Below are 21272 nucleotides of genomic sequence, written 5' to 3' on the forward strand. Positions count from 1 at the left end.
CTTGTTAAGTTATGGAATCTGAAAAGATAGCACAGGGAATATACATGGTCGGAGGGGCTGATATTTCAAACCCCGAAGATGCCTCTGTATTTATAATAGACTGCGGTGATGAACTCTGCATGATCGACTGCGGAGCCGGAAAAAGCGCTGAATTAATTATCGAAAATATTGAAGAAACCGGTCTTGACCCGTACAGATTATCAAGTTTGTTGCTTACGCACTGCCATGTTGACCATATAGGGGCCCTCGCATTCTTCAAGGAAAAGTATAAGCTCAATGTATATTCCCATGAACTTGATTCAGATGCGATAGAATCCGGAGACCCGAAGAAGACAGCATCAACATGGTATGGCGTAAGACTTCCAAAAACCAGGGTCGATTTCAGGCTCAAGGGGGCTGAAGGTGTAATTGATATCGGAAACAAAAAAATCAGCTGGCTTCATACCCCGGGCCACACACCGGGCTCGGTTGTATTTTATATTGACGATTACGGGCAGAGAATTCTCTTCGGCCAGGATATTCACGGCCCATTCCATGCCGATTTCGATTCCGACATCGCGATGTGGAGAGAATCCATGGAGAAAGTAATCGGTCTTGAATCGGACATACTATGCGAGGGTCATTTCGGAATAATCAAACCCGGGGAAAGGGTAAAAAGCTACATTCAGCGTTATCTCGATACTTATGCCGGATAAAAAAGCATTTCTTTAAAAGTAATTTCGACTGGATTTCAAACAGATTAATTAATAGTATCTTCTCACTGCAGGACTGTGCAGAGAAGGAGAAATTATGATCAGGTCGTATAATATCGCTGTGTTTCCGGGTGACGGCACAGGCCCCGAGGTTGTCGCTGAGGGTGTCAAGGTGCTTGATGCAGTTGCAGCTGCCGAAGGTTTTAAAATCAATTTTACGAATTATGATTTCGGAGGTGAAAGGTTTATAAGAACCGGCGAAATACTTGCCGATGGGGTTATCGACGAGCTCAGAAAATTCGATGCAATCTATCTTGGAGCGATCGGTCATCCCGATGTCAAGCCGGGGATTCTTGAAAAAGGGATATTATTGAGATTGAGGTTTGAACTGGATCAGTACATCAATCTGAGGCCTGTGAAACTGTATCCGAATGTTGAAACGCCGCTCAAAAATAAAGGCCCTGCAGACATTGATTACACCGTTATAAGGGAGAATTCCGGCGGTCTCTATTCGGGGATGGGCGGCGTTTCCATGAAGGGGACTGTTCATGAAGCAGCTGTTGAACAGATGTTTTACAGCTACTTCCAGGTTGAAAGATGCCTGAGATATGCATTTGAATATACGAGAAAACACTCGAAACGCAAAACACTCGCGCTCGTAGGAAAAACCAATGTCCTTACAAATGTGTTCGGCCTCTGGGACAGGGTGTTCAATGAAATGGGCGACAGAGAGTACCCGGATATAAAACGTGAATATTACCATGTAGATGCGACATGCCTTTATATGGTTTCCAACCCCGAGATGTTTGATGTGATCGTCACGGAAAACATGTTCGGGGACATAATTACAGATCTGGCAGCCATTACACAGGGCGGTCTGGGAATTGCCGCAGGCGGAAACATTAATCCGGAGGGCGTGAGCCTGTTCGAACCGATAGGCGGAACGGCCCCGATGTGGACGGGCAGAAACGCAATCAACCCCCTTGCTGCAATAGGGGCCGCTCAGATGATGATAAAATTTCTAGGAGAGGACAGGGCTGCTTCCAGAATAGAAAAGGCTGTCATGAAGGTTATCGCGAAGGATATGAAGTCTCAGTATGCGGGCCAGATGGGCATAACGACAAGCGAGGTCGGGGACAGGGTTGCCGCTTATGTCTCGGAATAAAAAAGGTGGTGCAGAATGAAAAGAAAAGAAATTATTTGTCTGATTTTATGTGCAGTGATGATTTCGGCTTCGGCATGTTCGTTGATCAGGACACCTCCAAAAACACCGGTAGTGGAGGTTATTCCGCCAAAGCCTGCTAAAATTGCCCTTGTCCTCGGCGCAGGCGCTGCAAAGGGATTTGCGCACATCGGAGTGCTCAAGGTCCTGGAGGCCAATAAAGTGCCTATAGATTTCATAATAGGTACAAGTGCGGGCAGTGTCGTGGGGGCTTTTTACGCCTACGGCTACAAGGCATATGACCTTCAGGCCCTGTCAATGAAAATTGAAAAGAGCGATGTGGTTGACCTGACAATTCCTAAAAACGGATTTATCAAAGGTGAAAAGCTGGAAAATTTTATCAATAAAAGCCTCGGCAATACGCCTATCGAGAAATTCAAGATCAAATTTTATACAGTCAGCACTGACCTTGCTTCAGGCAAGGAAGTGGTTTTTGCATCAGGAAATGCGGGGAAGGCGGTAAGGGCAAGTTCATCGATTCCCGGAATTTTTCAGCCCGTATCGATTTCAGGCAGGACTTATGTGGACGGGGGCGTTGTCAGCCCTGTTGCGGTCGATGCAGCCAGAAGGATGGGCGCGGATGTGGTGATTGCAGTGGATATTTCTGGGGGAGTAGGTGAGGCGGTGCCGGAGGGAATTATGGATACGATACTTCAGGCGATAGACATTATGTATGCAAAGATATCCATGTACCAGCTCAATAATGCAGATGTCGTCATCAGACCAAGGGTTGGCCATATAGGTTCGGCCGAACTGGAAAAAAGGAACGAGGCGATCCTTGAAGGGGAAAAGGCGGCTATGGCTGCCATTCCTCAGATTCAGTCCATCACAGACAAGCTAAGGAGTCAGGGCAGAATACAATAGATTGTAAAGATATGATATTTGTTTTAAAAAACGGCAGATATCCAACCGAGGAGGAATCCATATGAAGAAAAAGCTTATATTTGCGATCCTGTGCATTTCAGCTCTTATGAGTGTTTCAGGAAGCATTCAGGCCGCGGATGATTCATGGAACAAGGTTAAGGCAAAGGGGGAAATTTTAATAGGGATTGATGATGCATTTCCGCCGATGGAATTCCGCAATGAAAAAAACGAACTTGTAGGATTTGATATCGACGCATCGAAAGAAGTAGCCAGACGCCTTGGCATAAAGGTCAAGCATGTTCCTACGGCATGGGAAGGCGTTATAATGTCGCTCAAGGTCGGCAAGTTCGACATGATATGGTCGGCGCTGTCGGTTACCCCTGAAAGGGAAAAAGAGATCTTGTTTTCAAATCCTTATATACTCGAAAAGCAGATCATGGTCGTAAAGGCCGGCAACAAAAAAATAAAGAGCGTCAAGGACCTCAATGTTAAGAATGTCGTGGGTGTCCAGCTGGGAAGCACATCGGAAGAGGCGCTCAAGAAGCTAAATATAAAGTTCAGAGAAGTAAAGCGCTATGACAAGAATACATCCGCATTTATGGATTTGAAAATAGGCAGGATAGATGCCCTTGCCGTTGATGAGCTTGTAGGGCGGTATTATCTTTCTCAGCGTCCTGGAGAATATGCGGTTCTGCCTGAGCCTCTAACATCGGAGCCTATCGGCATCGGCTTCAGAAAATCGGATGCGGCGTTGAGGGACAAGGTTCAGATGACGCTTGATTCCATGTTTGCAGACGGGACTATGAAGAGGATATCAATAAAATGGTTCGGGGATGATATCACGACAAATAAGTAAATATAATAGCGCGGTCTTTTTCGCGTCCTCTGTTCTATTGATATTTATTTGCCTTTTATCATTAAGGGCTGATGCGGCTCCGTCAGCAGTCGAACTGCTCTCGGAAGGCACGAAGGCTCAGCAGGAAGGCAGGCTTGACGATGCGCTCGGATTTTTCGAGGCTGTCCCGGCCCCTCATGACAGTAATGACCCCGGCGCCTTCGTGCGTGCAAGGATTGAGGCCGCCAGGATATACTACAGCCGTGGTGAATATTCGAAAGCATCAGGCATCTGTGCCGAAGTGCTCGGTCTTTATCCGGACAACCTCGAGGCAAAAAATCTCATGTCTCAGGCTGATGCGGCTATGACACCCGGATGGCTCAGATTCATCAAGGACATGAATACCTATCTGCCGACCCTTATGAAGGCCTCTGCCATGACCCTCATCCTTGTTTTTGTAACCATGCTTGTGTCCCCGATCGGAGGGCTTTTTGCAGCCCTGGGGAGGATAAGCAGGGTAAGGTTTCTTTCTTATATCTGCTGGCTGTATATCTGGATATTCAGGGGGACACCCCTTCTGCTTCAACTGTTTTTCATCTATTACGGACTGCCGCAGCTGGGAATCACGCTTAAACCTTTTACGGCAGCTGTGCTTGGGCTCGGGATAAACTATTCCGCCTATCTGGCTGAAATAATAAGAGGTGCGATAGAAAGCATCGAATCCGGACAGATGGAGGCGGCCAAGTCCTTAGGCATGACATACGCTCAGGCGATGAGAAGAATCATAATCCCGCAGACATACAAACGGCTTGTCCCGCCAGTTGGAAACGAATTCATAGCACTCATCAAGGATACCGCCCTTGTCTCGACCATTGCCATGGTTGAGCTGATGCGTTCGGCAGACCAGATATTCAATGCGACATTCAACATATTCATTCTGGTTCAGGCTGCGATCATTTATCTTATCATGACCAGCATCTTCACACTGGTTTTTAAACGGATCGAGGACAGACTGGGGGTCTATGAAAACCGATGATTGAACTTAAGAATGTCATCAAGCGATTCGGCGATCTCATAGCCGTTGATAATGTGAGCCTCAATATCGAAAAGGGCGAGAAGATCGTAATCATAGGACCTTCGGGGTCAGGGAAATCGACTCTTCTAAGGATGATTAATTTTCTGGAAAAAATCGATGAAGGGCAGATACTCCTGGGCGGAAAAGAAGCCGGATATAAAAGAGACAAGCACGGAAGACTCGTTTTCGACAAACAGGAGAATATCTGCAGACTGCGATCGGAAGTGGGCATGGTTTTTCAGCACTTTCACCTGTTCCCTCATATGACGGTAATCGAGAATGTCATGGAAGGCCCTGTGACCGTCAAGAAGATTAAGAAGACGGATGCAAGAGAGATCGCACTGTCTCTGCTGGAAAAGGTAGGGCTCCTTGACAAGGAGAATACATATCCGGCCTTCCTGTCAGGGGGACAGAAGCAGAGGGTGGCGATCGCAAGGGCTCTCGCGATGCAGCCCATGATAATGCTCTTTGACGAACCGACTTCGGCGCTCGACCCGGAGCTTGTCGGCGAGGTGCTGAACACAATACACGCTCTTGCGGAAGAGGGTATGACCATGCTGATCGTGACGCATCAGATGGGGTTCGCAAGGGAGCTTGCCGACAGGGTGATATTCATGGATAACGGCCGCTTCATATTTGAGGGTCATCCGGATGATCTTTTCTCGGATACGATGGAGCATCCCCGCATCAAGGCGTTTCTTGCAAAGGTAATTTGATAGGGTTTTTTAAAAAAATTCAAGGAGTTTACAATGAAGCATGCAATTGGAAGGATATTCATTTTATTACTTGTTACCATGCTCATAGCCGCCTGTGCGCATGCGGGCAAGGTGGAGCAGTATCCGAAGGTCGATCCCGTAAAAGTAGACAGAGACCTCGCATTAAAGCACCTGAGCGAAGCCGTGCAGTTCAAGACTGTATCTCCGGAAGAAGGAAAGCCGTTCGACGACAAGCCTTTCCTTGATATGCAGAACTGGATGAAAACCGCGTTTCCGATGGTAAATAAAAACCTGAATCTCGAGGTCATAAACAAATATGCGCTTTTGTTCAAGTGGCAGGGAAGCAATCCATCATTGAAGCCAGTCATATTCATAGCACATATGGACGTCGTGCCTGTTGAACCGGGTACGGAAAACACCTGGAAATATCCGCCCTACAGCGGGGCGATTGCTGAAGGTTTTGTATGGGGCAGGGGATCTCAGGATGACAAGGCATCTGTTACGGCTCTGCTGGAAACGATTGAAATACTTCTGAATCAGGGGGTAAAACCCGATCGTACGATATATCTCGCGTTTGGTTTCGATGAAGAGACCAGCGGCTATGCCGGGGCTGCAAAGATTGCTGAACGGCTCAAGGCGGAGGGCGTCACACCCGAATTCGTACTCGACGAGGGCGGGGCGGTCAAGACGGACGGATTTCCCGATATAGGCGTCAACTGCCCCATTGCAGGCATCGCCATAGGAGAGAAAGGATATCTGACCCTGGACTTGATAGTCGAGGATAAAGGCGGCCATTCGTCAGCGCCCGGGCAGCATGGACCGGCAGGCATCCTGGCAAGGGCCATCACAAGACTTGAAAACAACCAGTTCCCGGCCGACCTGAAGCTCGTAAAGACGATGATTATCCCGCTTACTCCACAGATGCCGACATATCTCAGTTTCGTGCTGAAAAACACATGGCTGACAGGACCTCTTGTTAAATCCATACTTTCGGAGGATCCTTTCATGGATTCCTTGCAGAGGACGACTATTGCGGTGACGATGATTGAAGGAGGCGTTGCCGAAAATATCATCCCACAGAGGATGAGTGCAAAGGTTAATTTCAGGATAAGGTCGGGCGATACGGTTGAGTCGGTTATTGCGAGGACAAAGAAAGTCATTGATGATCCCCGGGTCAAGATCGTCGCCGGGCCCGTAAAAAACGATCCCACACCGGTTTCAAGTGTTACATCTCCTGCTTACAAACTACTTATGAAAACGACATGCCAGATACTCAAGGATGACCGAACACTGCTGTTTTCTCCTTACATCAACAATGGAGCTTCGGATTCGAGGTTCTATAAGGTGCTTACACCGGATGTATATGGCTTCCTGCCGCTCTATCTGACAGATGATGAGATTGATTCAGAACACTCTTCGAACGAGCGTACCCCTGTCGATGCCTATATAAAAATGATCCAATTCTATGCTCAGATAATGAAGGAGGTTCAGAAGAATTAATACTATAAAAATTGCATATCAAAAAACCATGTGCTAGAATTATACTATCAATTTGCATCCGTGCACGTGCTCAATCACTTTTCTGGGAGGGTCATATGAAAAAAATCGTTCTGATAGCACTGTTTCTCTCGATGTTGATTCTTGGCGGCTGCATAGTTTCATCATCACCTTCAGACTCTTTAATAACCATGGACAGGGGAGATACCCTGGAATTCAGTGCGGTTGTGTTTCCGTCAACATGCCATGCTCAATGGACTCTTCAATATTTCGACAAAGTTCAAGATATAGCAACCGGGCTTGCTTATTCGTTTACACCCGACAAAGAGGGGATATTCCAGATGACATTGGAAGTGACTGGGCCTCGTGGCAGCACCGAGAACCGGATATGGTTAATCAATGTCCAGTAAACCTCACAATTTAAGGGAGCAAATCATGAGAAAATTATATTTAATCACTATTCCGGTTATTCTGTGTACTGTTCTCTCAGGCTGCTACTTTCCTTTTCCCACAAACTTCGAACCTACAAAAATGGTCGCCACCAATACCGTAACTGGATTCGGCATAGTGGGAGAGAACCTCTCGGGATTTGAATGGTATCTTGACGGGGAACTTTTGGCTTCTCAGACAAAAAACATTTTCTTCTACTCGCCGAAGATGGATGATATCGGCATGCATGAGTTGACCGTGAATTTTTATCAGAAGGGCAAGAGTCATTCTTATTCATGGGACATATCGGTATCTGCACCCCCCTTATCTTCTTCTGAAAGCGAAACAGAACAGCAGAATGAGGATTAACAGTCAAAAATTGCTTGATATTGAATAATATTTTCCTGTAGGGTTTCCGGGTGTTAGATCAGATGAGTATTCCGACTTTGACTGTTGTGCTTTATATAATAGAGCTGTTCTCACTCGTTTATTACCTGATACTCTGGAAGAACACGGATTCAAAGGCGGCTCTTTTTTTTACTTTCGCCACGATTTATATGATTCTGGTGAACATTGCCGGTTTCTCGTATTCAGGCTCCCGCAATCCTATGATATGGAAATTGTATATCTGCCTTTTGAGCTTTTTATGGCCTTTCTTTGCCTTCAGCATAAGTGTTTTCAGCAATCCTCGTACAAAGGTAGGTATGTTTGCATTATCAGCTGCCGTATTCTTTATAATAGCCCTTTTCGGTGTATTGATTCTGAAAAAAAATATTATTGCCCTTCAAAGCAGTGCGGCCTCTATGGTTTTCGGGCTTGGGTACGGCGCCTTTATTATGTACGGGCTTGACAGAAAAATATACAGTTCAGGAAGATTAGTGGGAATGATAGTGTTTGCAGGCTATGCCCTCACCGGACTGATGAGGGCGGTAACGGATTCTTTCGATTCGGCCTGGGAAGAGCATTTTTATTTCAATCAGTCACCCGAACAGACTCTTTATTTTCTTGCAAGCGTCATTTTTGCAAGCCTCATGCCTATAACCGTTTATGTGCTTCATACTGAAAAGAATACCGATGCCCTTAAAAAGAACGCACAGCAGCTTGAAGAGGAAAAGCAGAAACTTCAGATTTCTCTGGAAGAGGTCAAGACCCTTCGAGGTATCATACCGATATGTATGCATTGTAAAAAAATACGTAACGATGAAGGCTTCTGGGAGGATGTCGCCGTGTACATCCAGAATCATTCATATGCAGACATGTCCCATGGCCTGTGTCCCGATTGCATGGGGAAACTCTATCCTGATGTATATGATAAGCTGAAAAGTTCGAGGCGCTTAAAATAATATCAGGGTTTCGGACTTTCTTTTTTTGAAAATAGTATTATCTTTAATAAGGTCTTATTGTTCAAGCATCTTTGACAGGATTATAATATCAACAAATCTAGAAGCTATGTTGATTTGCTTACCGGGCAGTATGGCGTTAACAGCAAAAAAAATAAAAATATTTTTATATACGGGAGGTAACAAAATGTACGAACTGGATAAACCGGATAATTTAGTTGAGATTCTCGAGGAAAGCGTAAAGAAGTACCCGAACAATAAGCTCTTCGGCACAAAAAACTCCAGCGGCCAGTATGAATGGATAACCTATTCTGAGTTTAACCATATGGTTGACGGGATAAGGAGTGGTCTTGCCGGTCTGGGAATCAAGAAAGGTGACGCCGTGGGCATCATTGCAAACAACCGTACGGAATGGGCTGTATGCTGCTACGGATCCTATGGTGTAGGCGCAAGATATGTCCCCATGTATGAGGCCGAGCTCGATTCCATGTGGAAATACATCATCAAGGACAGCGAGGTGAAAGTGCTGTTTGTTTCCAAGAGGGATATATATGAGAAGGCCCTTACATGGAAAAATGAGATAGATACCCTCAAACATGTATTCATAATCAACGAAACAGGTCCCGGAAGCTATAAGGAGCTTATGGAAAACGGGTTCAAAAACATTGTCCCGTCGTTTAAACCTACCGCGGAAGATATCGCGGGTCTGATATACACCTCAGGTACAACAGGCAATCCCAAGGGTGTTCTGCTCTCCCACGGCAATTTCTCAAGTCAGGTCCATGCCCTTCGCAAGGCATTCCATATGCTGAGTGACAAGACACGTACACTGTCATTCCTGCCCTGGGCCCATTCATACGGGCAGACTGCGGAACTCAATACCCTTCTGATGCTTGGCGGCTCGACCGGATTCGCCGAGAGCCCGGCAACTATCGTTGGCGATCTTCAGCTGGTCAAACCTACAATGCTTGTCGCCGTGCCTAGGATATTCAACAGGGTATATGACGGCATCCAGCAGAAAATCAGGGATAAGGGCGGCCTTGCACAGAAGCTGTTCGACATGGGAACGGAAGAGAACAAAAAGAAGCGTGAACTCGCAAAGCAGGGAAAGTCAAGCCTTATTAACGCGCTTAAGATCAAGCTGGTCGATAAGATCGTTTACAGCAAATTAAGAGAACTCTTCGGCGGAAATTTAGAGCTTTCCATCAGCTCGAGTGCAGCGCTGAGCGCCAATATCGCGCAGTTCATGTTCGATATTGGCGCGCCTGTTTACGAGGCATGGGGAATGACTGAGATCTCGCCTGCCGGAACGGTCAATACACCAGCCGATTTTAAGGTGGGCAGCTGCGGCAAGGCCATTGACAAGGTCAAGCTTGTCATAGACAAGACCGGCATGGATCCCGATGCCACGGACGGTGAGCTGATTGTCTACGGTCCGAATGTCATGAAGGGATATCACAACAAGCCCGAAGAGACGAAGGCCACAATGACTGAGGACGGCGGTCTTAGAACAGGTGACAGGGCCTATGTTGACAAGGACGGATTCCTGTATATTACAGGCCGCATTAAAGAGCAGTTCAAGCTCGAGAACGGCAAATTCGTGTACCCTTCGGCAATGGAAGAGGAAATAAAGCTGCTTGGAAGCGTTGAGCAGGCAATGATATTCGGGTTGAACAAACCCTATACCGTCTGCGTTGTAGTCCCTGATTTCGCTGTCATGAAAAAGGTGGCGAAGGAAAAAGGCCTGCCGGAAGATAAAGAGGCGTTTGTTAAAGACCCGAAGGTTATAAAAATGTACGAAGATGAAATCACCGAACATCTCAAAAAGACTTTTGCAAGCTATGAACTGCCGAAAAGGGTACTTCTTCTCTCGGAAGGTTTCACGGTCGAGAACGGAATGCTCACGCCTACCCTGAAGCTCAAGCGCCGCGAGGTGCTGAAAAAGTATCAGGATATGATAGATTCGCTGTACGCATAAACCAGCTGGGATCTGATTAAGAAATAAAAAATAGTGCGGTTATGCCGCACTATTTTTTATTTTATTACTTTCCGAGTATTGCTTTCAGGTCTTCATCCGGAGTTGAAACCGGCATTATATTGAAGTTTTCCACCAGGAATTTAAGCACGTTCGGAGAAACGAAGGCGGGGAGGCTTGGCCCCAGCCTGATGTTCTTAATACCCAGATAAAAGAGCGAAAGCAGTATCGCAACCGCCTTCTGTTCATACCACGAGAGGATGAATGAAAGCGGCAGGTCGTTAACACCGCAATTGAAAGCGCCCGCCAGGGCAGTTGCGATCTGGACCGCGGAGTAGGCGTCGTTGCACTGTCCGACGTCGAGCAGTCTCGGAAGGCCTCCTATATCGCCGAATTCCAGCTTGTTGAACCGGTATTTCCCGCAGGCGAGAGTAAGTATCATGCAGTCTTCAGGGACCTTCTCGGCAAATTCAGTATAATAGTTGCGTCCAGGTTTGGCGCCGTCGCAGCCGCCGACAAGGAAAAAGTGCTTTATGCCGCCAGATTTGACCGCTTCTATGACCTTATCGGCAACTCCAAGCACGGCGTCATGTCCGAACCCGACCATGATATCCTTGCCAGGCTGTTCGGGAAATCCCGGCAATTCAAGGGCGCGCTTTATCACAGCCGAGAAATCGTTCCTTGTGACGTGCTTTACACCAGGCCATGCGACAAGGCCTGTAGTGAAGATATTGTTCATATAGCTTTCAGCCGGTTTCTGGATGCAGTTGGTCGTCATGAGGATTGCGCCCGGAAACTCAGGGAATTCCTTCTGCTGGTTCTGCCAGGCGCTGCCGTAGTTGCCAGCCAGGTGGGGATATTTTTTCAGCTCCGGATACCCGTGAGCTGGAAGCATCTCACCGTGCGTGTATATGAAAATGCCTTTGCCTTCGGTTTGCCTGAGCAGATATTCAAGGTCAAGCAGATCGTGGCCCGAGACAAGGATTGCCTTGCCGGCCTTTGTCCCGAAGCTGACCGGTGTGGGGACCGGAGTACCGAAATGTTCTTTATGTCCGCTATTAAGAATTTCCATGGCCCTTATATTTACTTTTCCGCATTCGAGGATAAGCCCCACATAGTCATTCAGCGAAAGCGAACTGTCTGTCATTGCGGCCAGAGCCTTATGAATGAATCCGAATATCGAATCATCCTTTTTCCCGAGTATGAACGCATGGTCTGTATAGGCGGCGATTCCCTTTATTCCGAATAGCAGCACTTCTATTGCCGAGAGTATATCCGGATCGGCATTCCAGGTGGTTATTCCATGAGCGTTGCCTTTCTCGATCATTTCAACCATGTCATTGCCGGGTGTCCAGGTTGTGTATTCATTCTGGGGGACTTTTACGCCTTCATTATCACAGAGGCCCTTTGTTGAGACGATCAGAGTCTGGCAGTCTTTCAGAAGTTTGACTAGTCTTTCAGGGTCGAAGTTTACATTCGTTATCGTACTGAACAGGGCTTCGACCGTGTAACGGTTGACAATGTCGTCTACGATCCCTGCCTCCCGTCTTAATAGGTTCGCGTAAACCGACAAACCTTTCAGTCCGAAGATGAGGTTGTCCATGAGGGCTGATACCTCGGGCTTTTTCCCGCATACTCCGGATATGTTACATCCGGTCCCTTTGGCCGTTTGTTCACACTGGTTACAGAACATGATATTCCTCCTTGTCTGATATTTTACATCTGAAGTCTGGTTCCGGATTTCGGCGTCTTTATAATAAGGAATGTCGCGTTACCGGCTGATTCGTTTTTCACCTGCATCTGCGTGTCTGCAGGGATGCTTGTCATGTCCCCTTCCTTTGCGGTGTGTTTATTGTCCGTCACATGGATGTCAAGCTCTCCCCTTAGAACAATGATATTGACATTGCCGTCCGTCTTATGTGCCGGTACGGACTGACCTGGCTTGAGGGCCACCTGGACGATTCTGATATCTTCCCTGTTAACAAGAAGCCTTTTTCCCAATCCTTCAGCTTCATACGGAATGTCTTCATAAAGGTTTATCATCTTTCACTCCTTCATTTTTGTTGCCATCTGATAACATGAAAGAATCATGAAGGGTTTGACCTGGGTCAAGCCGGGATTAAAAAAATCAATTAACAAAGAAAAATAAAACCTAAATCTTGCTTTGATATTCAGTTCTGATAAAGTTATTGAAATTCTATTCCGGAACGGCAGCACACGATATCCCCTTCATATCACAATTCCGGGGGAAAATATACTTTTCAGGAGAACCTGAAGTGAAGAGACCTACATGGGATGAATATTTCATGATGCTTGCGAAGCTCGCCGCTTCGCGTTCGACATGCGTTTCACGGCCTACCGGCTCGGTGATAGTAAAGGACAGGCAGATACTTGCAACAGGGTACAACGGCGCCCTTCCCGGACAGGGCCATTGTGTTGACGACGGGGTATGCTTCAGGAGGTCGGTCGAGTGGCCCGAGGCCACCAAATACGACATGTGCCGCTCGGCGCACGCAGAGGCGAATGCCATAGCGCTGGGGGCAAAAAAAGGTGTTTCACTCGAAGGCGCTACTATCTACTGCACGCTTGAGCCCTGCATCACCTGCGCAAAACTCATCGTCATGTCAGGCATAAGCCGTGTAGTTTACGAGCATGCGTACGAATCGCCCATACCGGAAAGGGACAAATACTGGAAAGAGGTCCTTGCCTCAAGCAATACGACGGTCGAGAGGCTTGTCATAATTGCGGACAAGATAGAATACGCCGCCGATTTCCTGAACCCCGACACATCAAGGAGGAGAGTCTAATGGTTCTGGGCGCGGACAGGATACTTGAGCTGCTGAAAATCGGCGTCGAAGTTGAAGATCATGAAACCAGCAAAATGATTTCTAAGCCGCTTGTCGAAAATCTTGCTTCGGATCAGACCGAAGGCATCGAAGGCACGACACTGGATTTGAGGCTCGGTGCAATATACAAGCCCGCCGGCGGGGCAGAACTGATGCGCGGTTCAAGAGTAACACCTGAAATAGAGAAACTCATGGACATAAATGATTCACCTGACGGTGTGTTCAGAATAAGACCCGGGGATTACCTGCTGTTTCAGACGATAGAGCAGGTGAATCTGCCTGCCTGGCTTTTTGCATACATCAGGCCCCGCACCACCATGATACGCTCCGGCATACCTCTTGAAACGGCGTTTGTTTCACCGAACTATCAGGGAAAACTCACTGTAGGTATGAAGCATCAGGGCCATTTCGACGTGGATATCCAGATGGGCTTCAGGATTTTATGCATAGCCTTCATGCCAATAGACGGTGTTGCAGTCCCTTACCGCGGCGTCTGGCAGGGCGACAGGGTCTCAACCAACGGCCAGGTCGAAAGGCCTTATTAGATTATAAGGATATGGCTTCTTGACATAAGAAGCATTCTGCATATAAGTGCGGGAAAAAGTAATATAAACCAACAATCAAGGAGAGCTGCATGCCGCTAAAAGACCTCGAACAGACACTGGTGCTCATAAAGCCTGATGCCATGAAAAATTCACTGACAGGTTATATCCTGTCAATGCTTTCGGAATTCCATACGGGCCTGAGATTTGCCGCAACAAAGATAGTAAGCGTCAACAGGATGCTCGCTGAAGAGCATTATGCCGAACACAGGGGCAAGGCGTTCTTCCCTTCGCTGCTTGAATACATAACGGGTCAGATTCACTATCCCGAAGACCAGTGGAAAAGAAGGGTCATGGCGTTTGTGTACCAGGGAGAGGATGCAATCCAGAAGATCAGGAAGATTGCAGGCAACACCAATCCCCATATAGCAAGGGACGAAAGGCCCGGTTGCATAAGGTCGCTCGGAACCATAGTGCCTATCAAGGATGCTGCGGGAAATGTCATCAGCGACAGGATGGACAATCTCATCCACGCATCCGCCAACAAGGAAGATGCCGAAAGGGAAATCAAACTCTGGTTCAAGCCGAATGATATTCCGCCGCTAATGCAGCCATATCCGGTAATAGTAAGCAAGGAGCATTACTATTTTAAAGACGGAAAGCTTTTCCTTACATATGAGCCGGATAGCCTCTGTTTTATCGCGCCCGGCGATATCGTCTGGAAGAGCGATTATGAATCGCTTGCAAGCCTCAGCAAGGGAAAGCCCGGCAAAACACCTTTTGAATCCATTGTTGCGAAATATCTCATCAACAAGGAAGTTAAAAATACAAGCGAGGCGTGATGGAAAGAACTCTTCTGCTGATAAAACCTGATGCGATTGAAAGGGGCCTGATAGGAAGGATCATCTCAAGGTTCGAGGACAAGGGCCTTAGAATAACCGGCATGAAGATGCTGAGGCTGGACCTTCCCCTGCTTGAAGAGCACTATTCACACCTAAGGGACAAGCCGTATTTCCAGAGGATTGCCGAGTTCATGATGTCCGCCCCGATAATCGCCGTATGCATAGAGGGCATCGATTCTGTGAGGATCACAAGGTCGATGTGCGGGGTTACGAATGCGAGGGAGGCTTCCCCCGGTACGATAAGGGGCGACATGTCCATGAGCATCCGCTCAAACCTGGTGCATGCATCGGACAGCATCGAGTCTGCAGAAATAGAGTTGAAGCGTTTTTTCATGGATGCCGAATTATTTTCTTATAACAGAAAGCTGGATGAAGTAATCTTTATCGATGCAAAACCCTGAAGTAAAACCCGACGAGACCGCCGGGAAACTCACAGTCGGCGGCCTCACAATAATCCAGAAGAAAAAAGGCTACCGTTTTTCCATTGATTCATATCTTCTTGCAGCATTTGTTGATGAAACAGAAGGAACATCGGTTGTCGAAATTGGTTCCGGTTCGGGCGTTGTATCAATACTGCTGGCAGGGGTCAAAAATATGAATATGACGGGTGTCGAGATACAACCAGCTCTTGCAGAGATGTCGAAGCGCTCGGTCGCAATGAACGGTCTTGAAAAAAAAGTGAAGATCAGCAGATGCGATATAAACGATTATTCAGGCGGGCCGTATGATGCGGTTGTCGTGAATCCGCCTTACCGGCCGATGGGAAGCGGCAGAGTTAATCCGCATGACGAAAAGGCGTTGGCCAGGCACGAGATAAAGCTGACTCTCGAGCAGATGCTTGCCTGCGCAGGCCGCATGATCGATGACGGCGGGAGGTTTTATGCGATATATCCTGTCTGGCGCATGCCTGATATGATCTGCACGATGCGAAAAAATAATATCGAGCCCAAGAAAATCATAATGATACACTCGCATCCTCAAAGCCGCGCAAGCCTGTTTCTTGTCAAGGGAATCAAGGGAGCAGGGGCCGAATTGCATATAGAAAAACCATTTTATATTTATACCAACGGTAAGAATTACACCGGAGAAACACGGGGTGTATTTGCGGCTTTGTTATTCTCAGAAAAATGAATCCAAATTTTTGAGGGTTGCCGAAAAAACCTTGACCTTGTCGGCAAATGTAAATAGTAGGTGTAAAACTCAGTCTGTTTGAAAAGAAAAAGTGGAAAGGATGCAAAATGAAAGTAGAAATCAAAGAAATTTCCGGCACCAAGAAAGAAATGACCGTGACGGTCCCGAAGGAAGAAGTTCAGAAAGTAAAAAATGATATCTACAGGGAAGTTGCCCAGGAAGTGGTTATAAAGGGATTCAGAAAAGGCAAGGCCCCGAAGAATATTATTGATACATATTACGGCGGCTATATAAAAGGCGAACTCACGAAAAAGCTCGTTTCGGAAAACTATGACAATGCCGTCAGGGAGCAGGAGCTGTTTGTCGTATCCATGCCTGAGATCGATAACGAAGACCCTAAAGATGACGAGGACTTCACCTTCACTGCAAAGTTCGACGTCAAGCCTGAAATCAACCCTGAAAAATATACAGGATTCGATCTGAAAAAGCCCGTTTTCGAAGTGAAGGACGAGGATGTGGATACGGCCATAACATCACTCATGGAATCATACTCTACAATGGAAGATGTTACGGATGAGAATTATGAAGTCCAAAAGGGCGACTATGTAATATCAGATATATCATCGGCAGATCATGAAAAGCTGAACTGGACAAAAGTTACCGTGGATGCCGGTAACAGAAGCTTTGTTCCGGGCGCACAGGATATGGTTCTCGGAATGAAGACGGGCGCGGAGAAGACATACGAAACGAAAATAACGGATAATCATTATATCGAAGAGCTTAGGGGAAAGGACGTAAGCCTCACCCTGAAGGTGGTTTCCATAAAACACAGGGTAATGCCTGAACTTAATGATGATTTCGCGAAAAAGGTAAGGGAAGATACCCCGACCGTGGAAGATCTTAAAAAAATGATAAGGACCGAGCTTGAGAAAAGGGCGGCTGAAAAACTGAAGGGCATAGTCTATTCAAGGGTCGCTGCAAAGCTTGTCGAGGAGAATAAAGTGGAAGTGCCCGAATCCATGATTAAACTTCAGGCCACCATGATGGTTCAGGGAATGGCGAAAAGGTTTGCGTCCCAGGGAGTAAAGCTTCAGGATGTCTATCCTGATACGAATGCCCTAAGAGAGGAGACCCTTTCTTCGGCCGAGCAGATTTTAAAGCAATCGCTTCTTGTTGAAGCCATTGCGAAAAAACTTGATATTAAGGTTGACGAAGAGGATGTCGATAAAGAACTACAGGAGATGGCGAATACTTACAATATGCCGCTTGAGGATATAAGAAAAGGCCTCGAAGAAAGCGGCAGACTCGATGAGATACGGTTCCAGCTCCTGGAGGGGAAGGTATTCGACTACGTTATCGAAAATTCCAATGTAACAGAAGACACTGCTGCTTCGGCAGAAGGAGAAGGTGATGCTGGTTCCGATAGTAGTGGAACAAACTAACAGGGGAGAAAGGTCATACGATATATACTCAAGGCTTCTGAAGGACAGGATTGTTCTTCTCGGAAGCGAGATAAACGATGACATAGCAAACTTGCTGGTTGCGCAGCTGCTTTTTCTCGAGTCGGAAGACCCCGACAAGGACATTTACTTCTATATCAATTCGCCGGGCGGCTCTGTGACGGCCGGAATGGCAGTCTATGACACCATGCAGTTCATAAAGTCCAAGGTGTCGACAATATGCATAGGCCAGGCCGCATCCATGGCGGCGGTGCTTCTGGCTGCCGGCGAGGCGGGCATGAGGTATGCCCTGCCGCATTCCCGCATTCTGATTCACCAGCCGCTGGGAGGAGTGCAGGGGCAGGTGACCGATGTGGCCATACAGGCGAAAGAGATGCAGCGGATGAAGGACGAGTTGAACAGCATAATCTCCCATCATACCGGACAGCCGATTGAAAAGGTTGTACTGGATACTGACAGGGATTATTTCATGACTCCCCAGGATGCCAAAGAATATGGTATACTGGACAGCGTGATTGCCAAGAGACAGCTGGCAACAGAAGGAGGCAAGGCAGATGCCAAAGATAAATGACCATTTCAGGCCGGGCCTGAGATGCTCTTTCTGCGGCAAGTCACAGGAAGAAGTCAGAAAGCTGATTGCAGGCCCTGATGTTTATATCTGCGATGAGTGCATATCTCTGTGCAACGAGATACTGACCGAAGAGGAGGGTGAATACACACATTTTTCATCCTCGTCCCAGATTCCGAAACCTTCGGAAATAAAGAACGTGCTTGATGAATATGTGATAGGTCAGGAGTCTGCAAAGAAGATACTTTCCGTTGCCGTATACAACCATTACAAGAGGATAGAAGCAGGTACTAATATCGGCGGAATCGAGATCAACAAGAGCAACATAATGCTGATCGGACCCACCGGCTCTGGCAAAACGCTTCTTGCTCAGACACTTGCGAAAATACTCGACGTTCCTTTTACCATCGCCGACGCAACGACATTGACAGAGGCGGGTTACGTCGGAGAGGATGTCGAGAATATAATCGTCAACCTTCTTCAGAACGCCGATTACGATATTGACCGTGCGCAGAGGGGCATCGTCTATATAGATGAAATAGACAAGATAGCATCGAAAAGCGACAACCCTTCCATCACGCGTGATGTGTCAGGAGAGGGTGTCCAGCAGGCCCTTTTGAAACTTATCGAGGGAACTCTGGCTTCAATTCCGCCAAAAGGCGGGAGAAAACATCCGCAGCAGGAATTCATAAGGGTTGACACCTCGAACATACTGTTCATCTGCGGCGGCGCTTTTATAGGGCTCGACAAGATAATATCACAGCGGATGGACCAGAAAACAATCGGTTTTGTCGCCGAGGTCAAGGGCAGAAAAGATAAAAACATCGGTGACATATTGAAAAATATACAGCCTGAAGACCTCATCAAATTCGGTATGATTCCCGAATTCGTCGGCAGGGTGCCTGTCATTTCCACACTACACGAGCTTGACCAGGAAGCCCTTATAGCCATACTCACCGAACCCAAGAGCGCACTGGTGAAGCAGTATCAGGCGCTGATGAAAATGGAAGGAGTCGAACTCACTTTCAGCAAGGATGCGCTTAAGACTATCGCTGAACAGGCGATGAAACGCAAGTCAGGCGCAAGAGGTCTCAGGTCGATCATGGAAAGCGTAATGCTGAACATAATGTACGATATTCCGGATATGAACGGCGTCAAGGAATGCCATATATCGCAGGAAGTTATATTAAAAGGCATACAGCCTTTAATTGTTTTCGAGAGAAACACGAAGCAGGCATAAGAGTTGCATGGACAGGGCAAGATAATATTAAATCATTTTGCCTGTAAAATGTGATAAACAGAGCATTTAAGGTATTGACACCACCTGCAATAGCTGTTAGGTACTGACGCGGGTGAACGCAATAATAAAAAACATTATTTCCACAGGAGGTATGCCTTGACTAAAACTGAATTGATAGCGGTTGTTGCAGGTAAAGCCGGGTTGCCCAAGGCTGCGGCGGAAAAAGCGATAAATGCAGCCACGGAGGCGATCACGGAAGCCCTTGCCAGAGGCAATAAGGTAACACTGGTCGGCTTTGGCACGTTCGAAATTGTGAAAAGGGCAGAGCGTCAGGGCGTAAATCCAAGGACAAGAAAGGTTATAAAAATTAAAGCATCCAAATCTCCTCGCTTCAGAGCCGGGAAATCTTTCAAGGAAGCTGTTAACAAGAAGTAGCATATTAGATTCAGGGCGGGTAGCTCAGCGGGAGAGCATCGGCCTTACAAGCCGAGGGTCACAGGTTCAAACCCTGTTCCGCCTACCAGTAAAATAGATATAGATACGCGGGGGCGTAGTTAAGATGGTTATAACGTCGGCCTGTCACGCCGAAGGTCGCGGGTTCGAGTCCCGTCGCTCCCGCCAGATTCCGGATCCATACCGCAAAAGCGGTATGGATCTTTTTTATGTCCGTGAAAACCGATGACAGAAGAAAAGGGGTTCACCTATGTACAGGCGCTGTTTGGCGCTATATTCAGGCGGGCTTGACAGCATAATATGCGTCAGATTGATAAATGACCTTGGAATAGAGGTTGTGCCTCTTTATTTTGCCACGCCTTTTTTCGGGTTCAGCGCATTGCTGGCCCCATCGGAATTCAAGCAGAAACATTCAAGCAGATTCGGCGTCATGCCGGAGATAATCGATTATACGGAAAATTTTATCAAGATACTTGCTTCCCCTGAACACGGATACGGCAAGCATATGAATCCTTGTATTGACTGCAAAATCGGAATGTTGAAGATGGCCGGTGGGCTTATGGACGAATATTCCGCATCCTTTGTCATAACCGGCGAGGTGCTCGGACAGAGGCCGATGTCACAGAGAAAAGATGCGATGAATGTCATAGAAAGGGATTCGGGATTGAAAGGACTGCTTGTAAGGCCGCTCTGTGCGAGGCATATGCCAGAATCAATTCCTGAGAAAGAAGGCATAATAAACAAGGAAGACATGCTCGATATAACGGGCAGGGGCCGAAGAAAACAGGAAGCAATTGCCCTTTCCTACGGCGTTTTAAAAGAGAATATTCCGTCGCCTGCCGGCGGTTGCCTCCTTACATATGCCCAGATTGCAGACAAGGTCAGGCGGACACTTGAAAGATTCAGCCCGGAAATACCATCAGGAGCGGATTTTGCCATGGACGTCATCGGAAGAAAATTCATTCTTGACAGCGATACCGTAATGATTGTTCCCAGAGACGAACAGGAAAATCTGCTTGCTGAAAAGCTCAAATTCCCGGGTAATGTTTTTGTTAAGATTGACAATGTGCCTGGACCAACCGGTGTTATCAGGGGAACAGTGAACACAGTAAATCTTGAAATGGCCGCATCCATCTGCCTCAGATATACAAAGGCCAGGGGTACCGGAGGAAACACCGCTTCATGGGGAAAGTCGCCTGAAACCCTTAAGAATCACATCAGTGCCGACATCATCGATGACGGTTTGATAGAGGCATTACATTCATGATAGGGATTCTTTCATGAAATTCGATTTCCGATATTTCCTGTGTGTAATCGGCATGGTTTTTATAATCGAGGCCGTTCCTTACATGCTCTTTCCCAGGGGTTTGAAACTTGCGGCCAGGCATATAGAAAAGATACCTGAAAAATGGATTCAGATAGCAGGGCTTCTCTGCGCGCTGTCCGGGCTGGCGATTGTTTATTTCGGAAGGAATCTCTAGTATC

Annotated in this window: 24 protein-coding genes and 2 tRNA genes; 24 read left to right on the forward strand and 2 right to left on the reverse strand. The window is 47.1% G+C overall.

The features are described 5' to 3' along the window. The first annotated feature begins 11 nt into the window (after window positions 1–11). The 11 genes from VIS94_17490 to VIS94_17540 all read left to right on the forward strand — a co-directional run bounded on the left by VIS94_17490 (window position 12) and on the right by VIS94_17540 (window position 10648). Window positions 12–695 (forward strand): MBL fold metallo-hydrolase, encoded by a 684-nt coding sequence (locus VIS94_17490; protein ID HEY9162873.1) that lies wholly within the window; start codon window positions 12–14, stop codon window positions 693–695. Window positions 696–789: 94 nt separating this feature from the next. Continuing rightward, window positions 790–1857, forward strand: a complete 1068-nt coding sequence (locus VIS94_17495; protein HEY9162874.1) for a 3-isopropylmalate dehydrogenase — start codon at window positions 790–792, stop codon at window positions 1855–1857. 15 nt (window positions 1858–1872) lie between these two features. Beyond that, complete coding sequence (locus VIS94_17500; GenBank protein HEY9162875.1) at window positions 1873–2778, forward strand: patatin-like phospholipase family protein; 906 nt, start codon at window positions 1873–1875, stop codon at window positions 2776–2778. A 61-nt stretch (window positions 2779–2839) separates the two neighbouring features. Then, window positions 2840–3634 carry an amino acid ABC transporter substrate-binding protein gene (locus VIS94_17505; protein HEY9162876.1) on the forward strand — a complete coding sequence of 265 codons (795 nt, stop codon included), beginning with the start codon at window positions 2840–2842 and terminating at the stop codon, window positions 3632–3634. Window positions 3635–3680: 46 nt separating this feature from the next. Next, a complete protein-coding gene (locus VIS94_17510; GenBank protein HEY9162877.1) occupies window positions 3681–4649 on the forward strand; it encodes an ABC transporter permease subunit in 969 nt (322 codons plus the stop codon). Continuing rightward, the gene (locus tag VIS94_17515) at window positions 4646–5404 is read left to right on the forward strand and encodes an amino acid ABC transporter ATP-binding protein (protein ID HEY9162878.1); all 759 of its coding nucleotides are present in this window, start codon (window positions 4646–4648) and stop codon (window positions 5402–5404) included. Before VIS94_17510 ends, VIS94_17515 begins: the two co-directional genes overlap by 4 nt. Before the next feature lie 33 nt (window positions 5405–5437). Beyond that, window positions 5438–6904 (forward strand): M20/M25/M40 family metallo-hydrolase, encoded by a 1467-nt coding sequence (locus VIS94_17520; protein ID HEY9162879.1) that lies wholly within the window; start codon window positions 5438–5440, stop codon window positions 6902–6904. A gap of 95 nt (window positions 6905–6999) precedes the next feature. Continuing rightward, window positions 7000–7311 (forward strand): hypothetical protein, encoded by a 312-nt coding sequence (locus tag VIS94_17525; protein HEY9162880.1) that lies wholly within the window; start codon window positions 7000–7002, stop codon window positions 7309–7311. 25 nt (window positions 7312–7336) lie between these two features. Further along, window positions 7337–7699 (forward strand): hypothetical protein, encoded by a 363-nt coding sequence (locus VIS94_17530; GenBank protein ID HEY9162881.1) that lies wholly within the window; start codon window positions 7337–7339, stop codon window positions 7697–7699. Window positions 7700–7761: 62 nt separating this feature from the next. Next, complete coding sequence (locus VIS94_17535) at window positions 7762–8673, forward strand: hypothetical protein (GenBank protein ID HEY9162882.1); 912 nt, start codon at window positions 7762–7764, stop codon at window positions 8671–8673. A gap of 184 nt (window positions 8674–8857) precedes the next feature. Further along, a complete protein-coding gene (locus tag VIS94_17540) occupies window positions 8858–10648 on the forward strand; it encodes a long-chain fatty acid--CoA ligase (protein HEY9162883.1) in 1791 nt (596 codons plus the stop codon). Between the two features lie 64 nt (window positions 10649–10712). On the opposite strand, the gene hcp is transcribed toward VIS94_17540, so the two are convergent. Together hcp and VIS94_17550 are read right to left on the reverse strand one after the other, a co-directional pair. Next, window positions 10713–12338, reverse strand: a complete 1626-nt coding sequence (gene hcp, locus VIS94_17545) for a hydroxylamine reductase (GenBank protein ID HEY9162884.1) — start codon at window positions 12336–12338, stop codon at window positions 10713–10715. A 23-nt stretch (window positions 12339–12361) separates the two neighbouring features. Next, window positions 12362–12688, reverse strand: a complete 327-nt coding sequence (locus VIS94_17550) for a cupin domain-containing protein (protein ID HEY9162885.1) — start codon at window positions 12686–12688, stop codon at window positions 12362–12364. A 233-nt stretch (window positions 12689–12921) separates the two neighbouring features. On the opposite strand from VIS94_17550, the gene VIS94_17555 reads away from it, so the two are divergent. The 13 genes from VIS94_17555 (at window position 12922) to VIS94_17615 (ending at window position 21268) form a co-directional block, all read left to right on the forward strand. Then, window positions 12922–13452, forward strand: a complete 531-nt coding sequence (locus tag VIS94_17555; GenBank protein HEY9162886.1) for a dCMP deaminase family protein — start codon at window positions 12922–12924, stop codon at window positions 13450–13452. After that, window positions 13452–14036 (forward strand): hypothetical protein, encoded by a 585-nt coding sequence (locus VIS94_17560; GenBank protein ID HEY9162887.1) that lies wholly within the window; start codon window positions 13452–13454, stop codon window positions 14034–14036. The genes VIS94_17555 and VIS94_17560 overlap by 1 nt, the downstream gene beginning before the upstream one ends. A gap of 89 nt (window positions 14037–14125) precedes the next feature. Beyond that, window positions 14126–14875: a nucleoside-diphosphate kinase gene (locus VIS94_17565; protein HEY9162888.1), complete on the forward strand. Its 750-nt coding sequence runs from the start codon at window positions 14126–14128 to the stop codon at window positions 14873–14875. Beyond that, window positions 14872–15336 (forward strand): nucleoside-diphosphate kinase, encoded by a 465-nt coding sequence (ndk, locus tag VIS94_17570; GenBank protein HEY9162889.1) that lies wholly within the window; start codon window positions 14872–14874, stop codon window positions 15334–15336. Before VIS94_17565 ends, ndk begins: the two co-directional genes overlap by 4 nt. Next, entirely contained in the window at window positions 15323–16066 is a 744-nt protein-coding gene (locus tag VIS94_17575) for a methyltransferase (protein HEY9162890.1), read from the forward strand. Before ndk ends, VIS94_17575 begins: the two co-directional genes overlap by 14 nt. A 107-nt stretch (window positions 16067–16173) precedes the next feature. Continuing rightward, a complete protein-coding gene (gene tig / locus VIS94_17580; GenBank protein HEY9162891.1) occupies window positions 16174–17508 on the forward strand; it encodes a trigger factor in 1335 nt (444 codons plus the stop codon). Next, the gene (gene clpP / locus VIS94_17585) at window positions 17477–18097 is read left to right on the forward strand and encodes an ATP-dependent Clp endopeptidase proteolytic subunit ClpP (protein ID HEY9162892.1); all 621 of its coding nucleotides are present in this window, start codon (window positions 17477–17479) and stop codon (window positions 18095–18097) included. Before tig ends, clpP begins: the two co-directional genes overlap by 32 nt. Beyond that, window positions 18081–19334: an ATP-dependent Clp protease ATP-binding subunit ClpX gene (clpX, locus tag VIS94_17590; protein HEY9162893.1), complete on the forward strand. Its 1254-nt coding sequence runs from the start codon at window positions 18081–18083 to the stop codon at window positions 19332–19334. Before clpP ends, clpX begins: the two co-directional genes overlap by 17 nt. Before the next feature lie 93 nt (window positions 19335–19427). Beyond that, window positions 19428–19769 (forward strand): HU family DNA-binding protein, encoded by a 342-nt coding sequence (locus tag VIS94_17595; protein ID HEY9162894.1) that lies wholly within the window; start codon window positions 19428–19430, stop codon window positions 19767–19769. Window positions 19770–19782: 13 nt separating this feature from the next. Next, window positions 19783–19857: transfer RNA gene (locus tag VIS94_17600), tRNA-Val, on the forward strand. Window positions 19858–19878: 21 nt separating this feature from the next. Then, window positions 19879–19955 (forward strand) — tRNA-Asp (locus VIS94_17605). 82 nt (window positions 19956–20037) lie between these two features. Next, entirely contained in the window at window positions 20038–21054 is a 1017-nt protein-coding gene (locus tag VIS94_17610) for a hypothetical protein (protein ID HEY9162895.1), read from the forward strand. 13 nt (window positions 21055–21067) lie between these two features. Then, the gene (locus VIS94_17615) at window positions 21068–21268 is read left to right on the forward strand and encodes a DUF2065 domain-containing protein (GenBank protein ID HEY9162896.1); all 201 of its coding nucleotides are present in this window, start codon (window positions 21068–21070) and stop codon (window positions 21266–21268) included. Window positions 21269–21272: the final 4 nt, after the last annotated feature.

Source organism: Desulfomonilia bacterium (assembly GCA_036567785.1).
Lineage (GTDB): Bacteria > Desulfobacterota > Desulfomonilia > UBA1062 > UBA1062 > DATCTV01.

What these genes read in the sequence shown, in the direction of transcription:
- VIS94_17535 (HEY9162882.1), top strand. Translation starts at nt 7,762, where the DNA reads ATGAGTATTCCGACTTTGACTGTTGTGCTTTATATAATAGAGCTGTTC.
- VIS94_17505 (HEY9162876.1), top strand. Translation starts at nt 2,840, where the DNA reads ATGAAGAAAAAGCTTATATTTGCGATCCTGTGCATTTCAGCTCTTATG.
- VIS94_17495 (HEY9162874.1), top strand. Translation starts at nt 790, where the DNA reads ATGATCAGGTCGTATAATATCGCTGTGTTTCCGGGTGACGGCACAGGC.
- VIS94_17530 (HEY9162881.1), top strand. Translation starts at nt 7,337, where the DNA reads ATGAGAAAATTATATTTAATCACTATTCCGGTTATTCTGTGTACTGTT.
- clpP (HEY9162892.1), top strand. Translation starts at nt 17,477, where the DNA reads ATGCTGGTTCCGATAGTAGTGGAACAAACTAACAGGGGAGAAAGGTCA.
- VIS94_17550 (HEY9162885.1), bottom strand. Translation starts at nt 12,688, where the DNA reads ATGATAAACCTTTATGAAGACATTCCGTATGAAGCTGAAGGATTGGGA.
- VIS94_17615 (HEY9162896.1), top strand. Translation starts at nt 21,068, where the DNA reads ATGAAATTCGATTTCCGATATTTCCTGTGTGTAATCGGCATGGTTTTT.
- VIS94_17515 (HEY9162878.1), top strand. Translation starts at nt 4,646, where the DNA reads ATGATTGAACTTAAGAATGTCATCAAGCGATTCGGCGATCTCATAGCC.
- tig (HEY9162891.1), top strand. Translation starts at nt 16,174, where the DNA reads ATGAAAGTAGAAATCAAAGAAATTTCCGGCACCAAGAAAGAAATGACC.
- VIS94_17565 (HEY9162888.1), top strand. Translation starts at nt 14,126, where the DNA reads ATGCCGCTAAAAGACCTCGAACAGACACTGGTGCTCATAAAGCCTGAT.
- VIS94_17490 (HEY9162873.1), top strand. Translation starts at nt 12, where the DNA reads ATGGAATCTGAAAAGATAGCACAGGGAATATACATGGTCGGAGGGGCT.
- VIS94_17575 (HEY9162890.1), top strand. Translation starts at nt 15,323, where the DNA reads ATGCAAAACCCTGAAGTAAAACCCGACGAGACCGCCGGGAAACTCACA.
- clpX (HEY9162893.1), top strand. Translation starts at nt 18,081, where the DNA reads ATGCCAAAGATAAATGACCATTTCAGGCCGGGCCTGAGATGCTCTTTC.
- hcp (HEY9162884.1), bottom strand. Translation starts at nt 12,338, where the DNA reads ATGTTCTGTAACCAGTGTGAACAAACGGCCAAAGGGACCGGATGTAAC.
- VIS94_17500 (HEY9162875.1), top strand. Translation starts at nt 1,873, where the DNA reads ATGAAAAGAAAAGAAATTATTTGTCTGATTTTATGTGCAGTGATGATT.
- VIS94_17560 (HEY9162887.1), top strand. Translation starts at nt 13,452, where the DNA reads ATGGTTCTGGGCGCGGACAGGATACTTGAGCTGCTGAAAATCGGCGTC.
- VIS94_17520 (HEY9162879.1), top strand. Translation starts at nt 5,438, where the DNA reads ATGAAGCATGCAATTGGAAGGATATTCATTTTATTACTTGTTACCATG.
- VIS94_17525 (HEY9162880.1), top strand. Translation starts at nt 7,000, where the DNA reads ATGAAAAAAATCGTTCTGATAGCACTGTTTCTCTCGATGTTGATTCTT.
- VIS94_17610 (HEY9162895.1), top strand. Translation starts at nt 20,038, where the DNA reads ATGTACAGGCGCTGTTTGGCGCTATATTCAGGCGGGCTTGACAGCATA.
- VIS94_17540 (HEY9162883.1), top strand. Translation starts at nt 8,858, where the DNA reads ATGTACGAACTGGATAAACCGGATAATTTAGTTGAGATTCTCGAGGAA.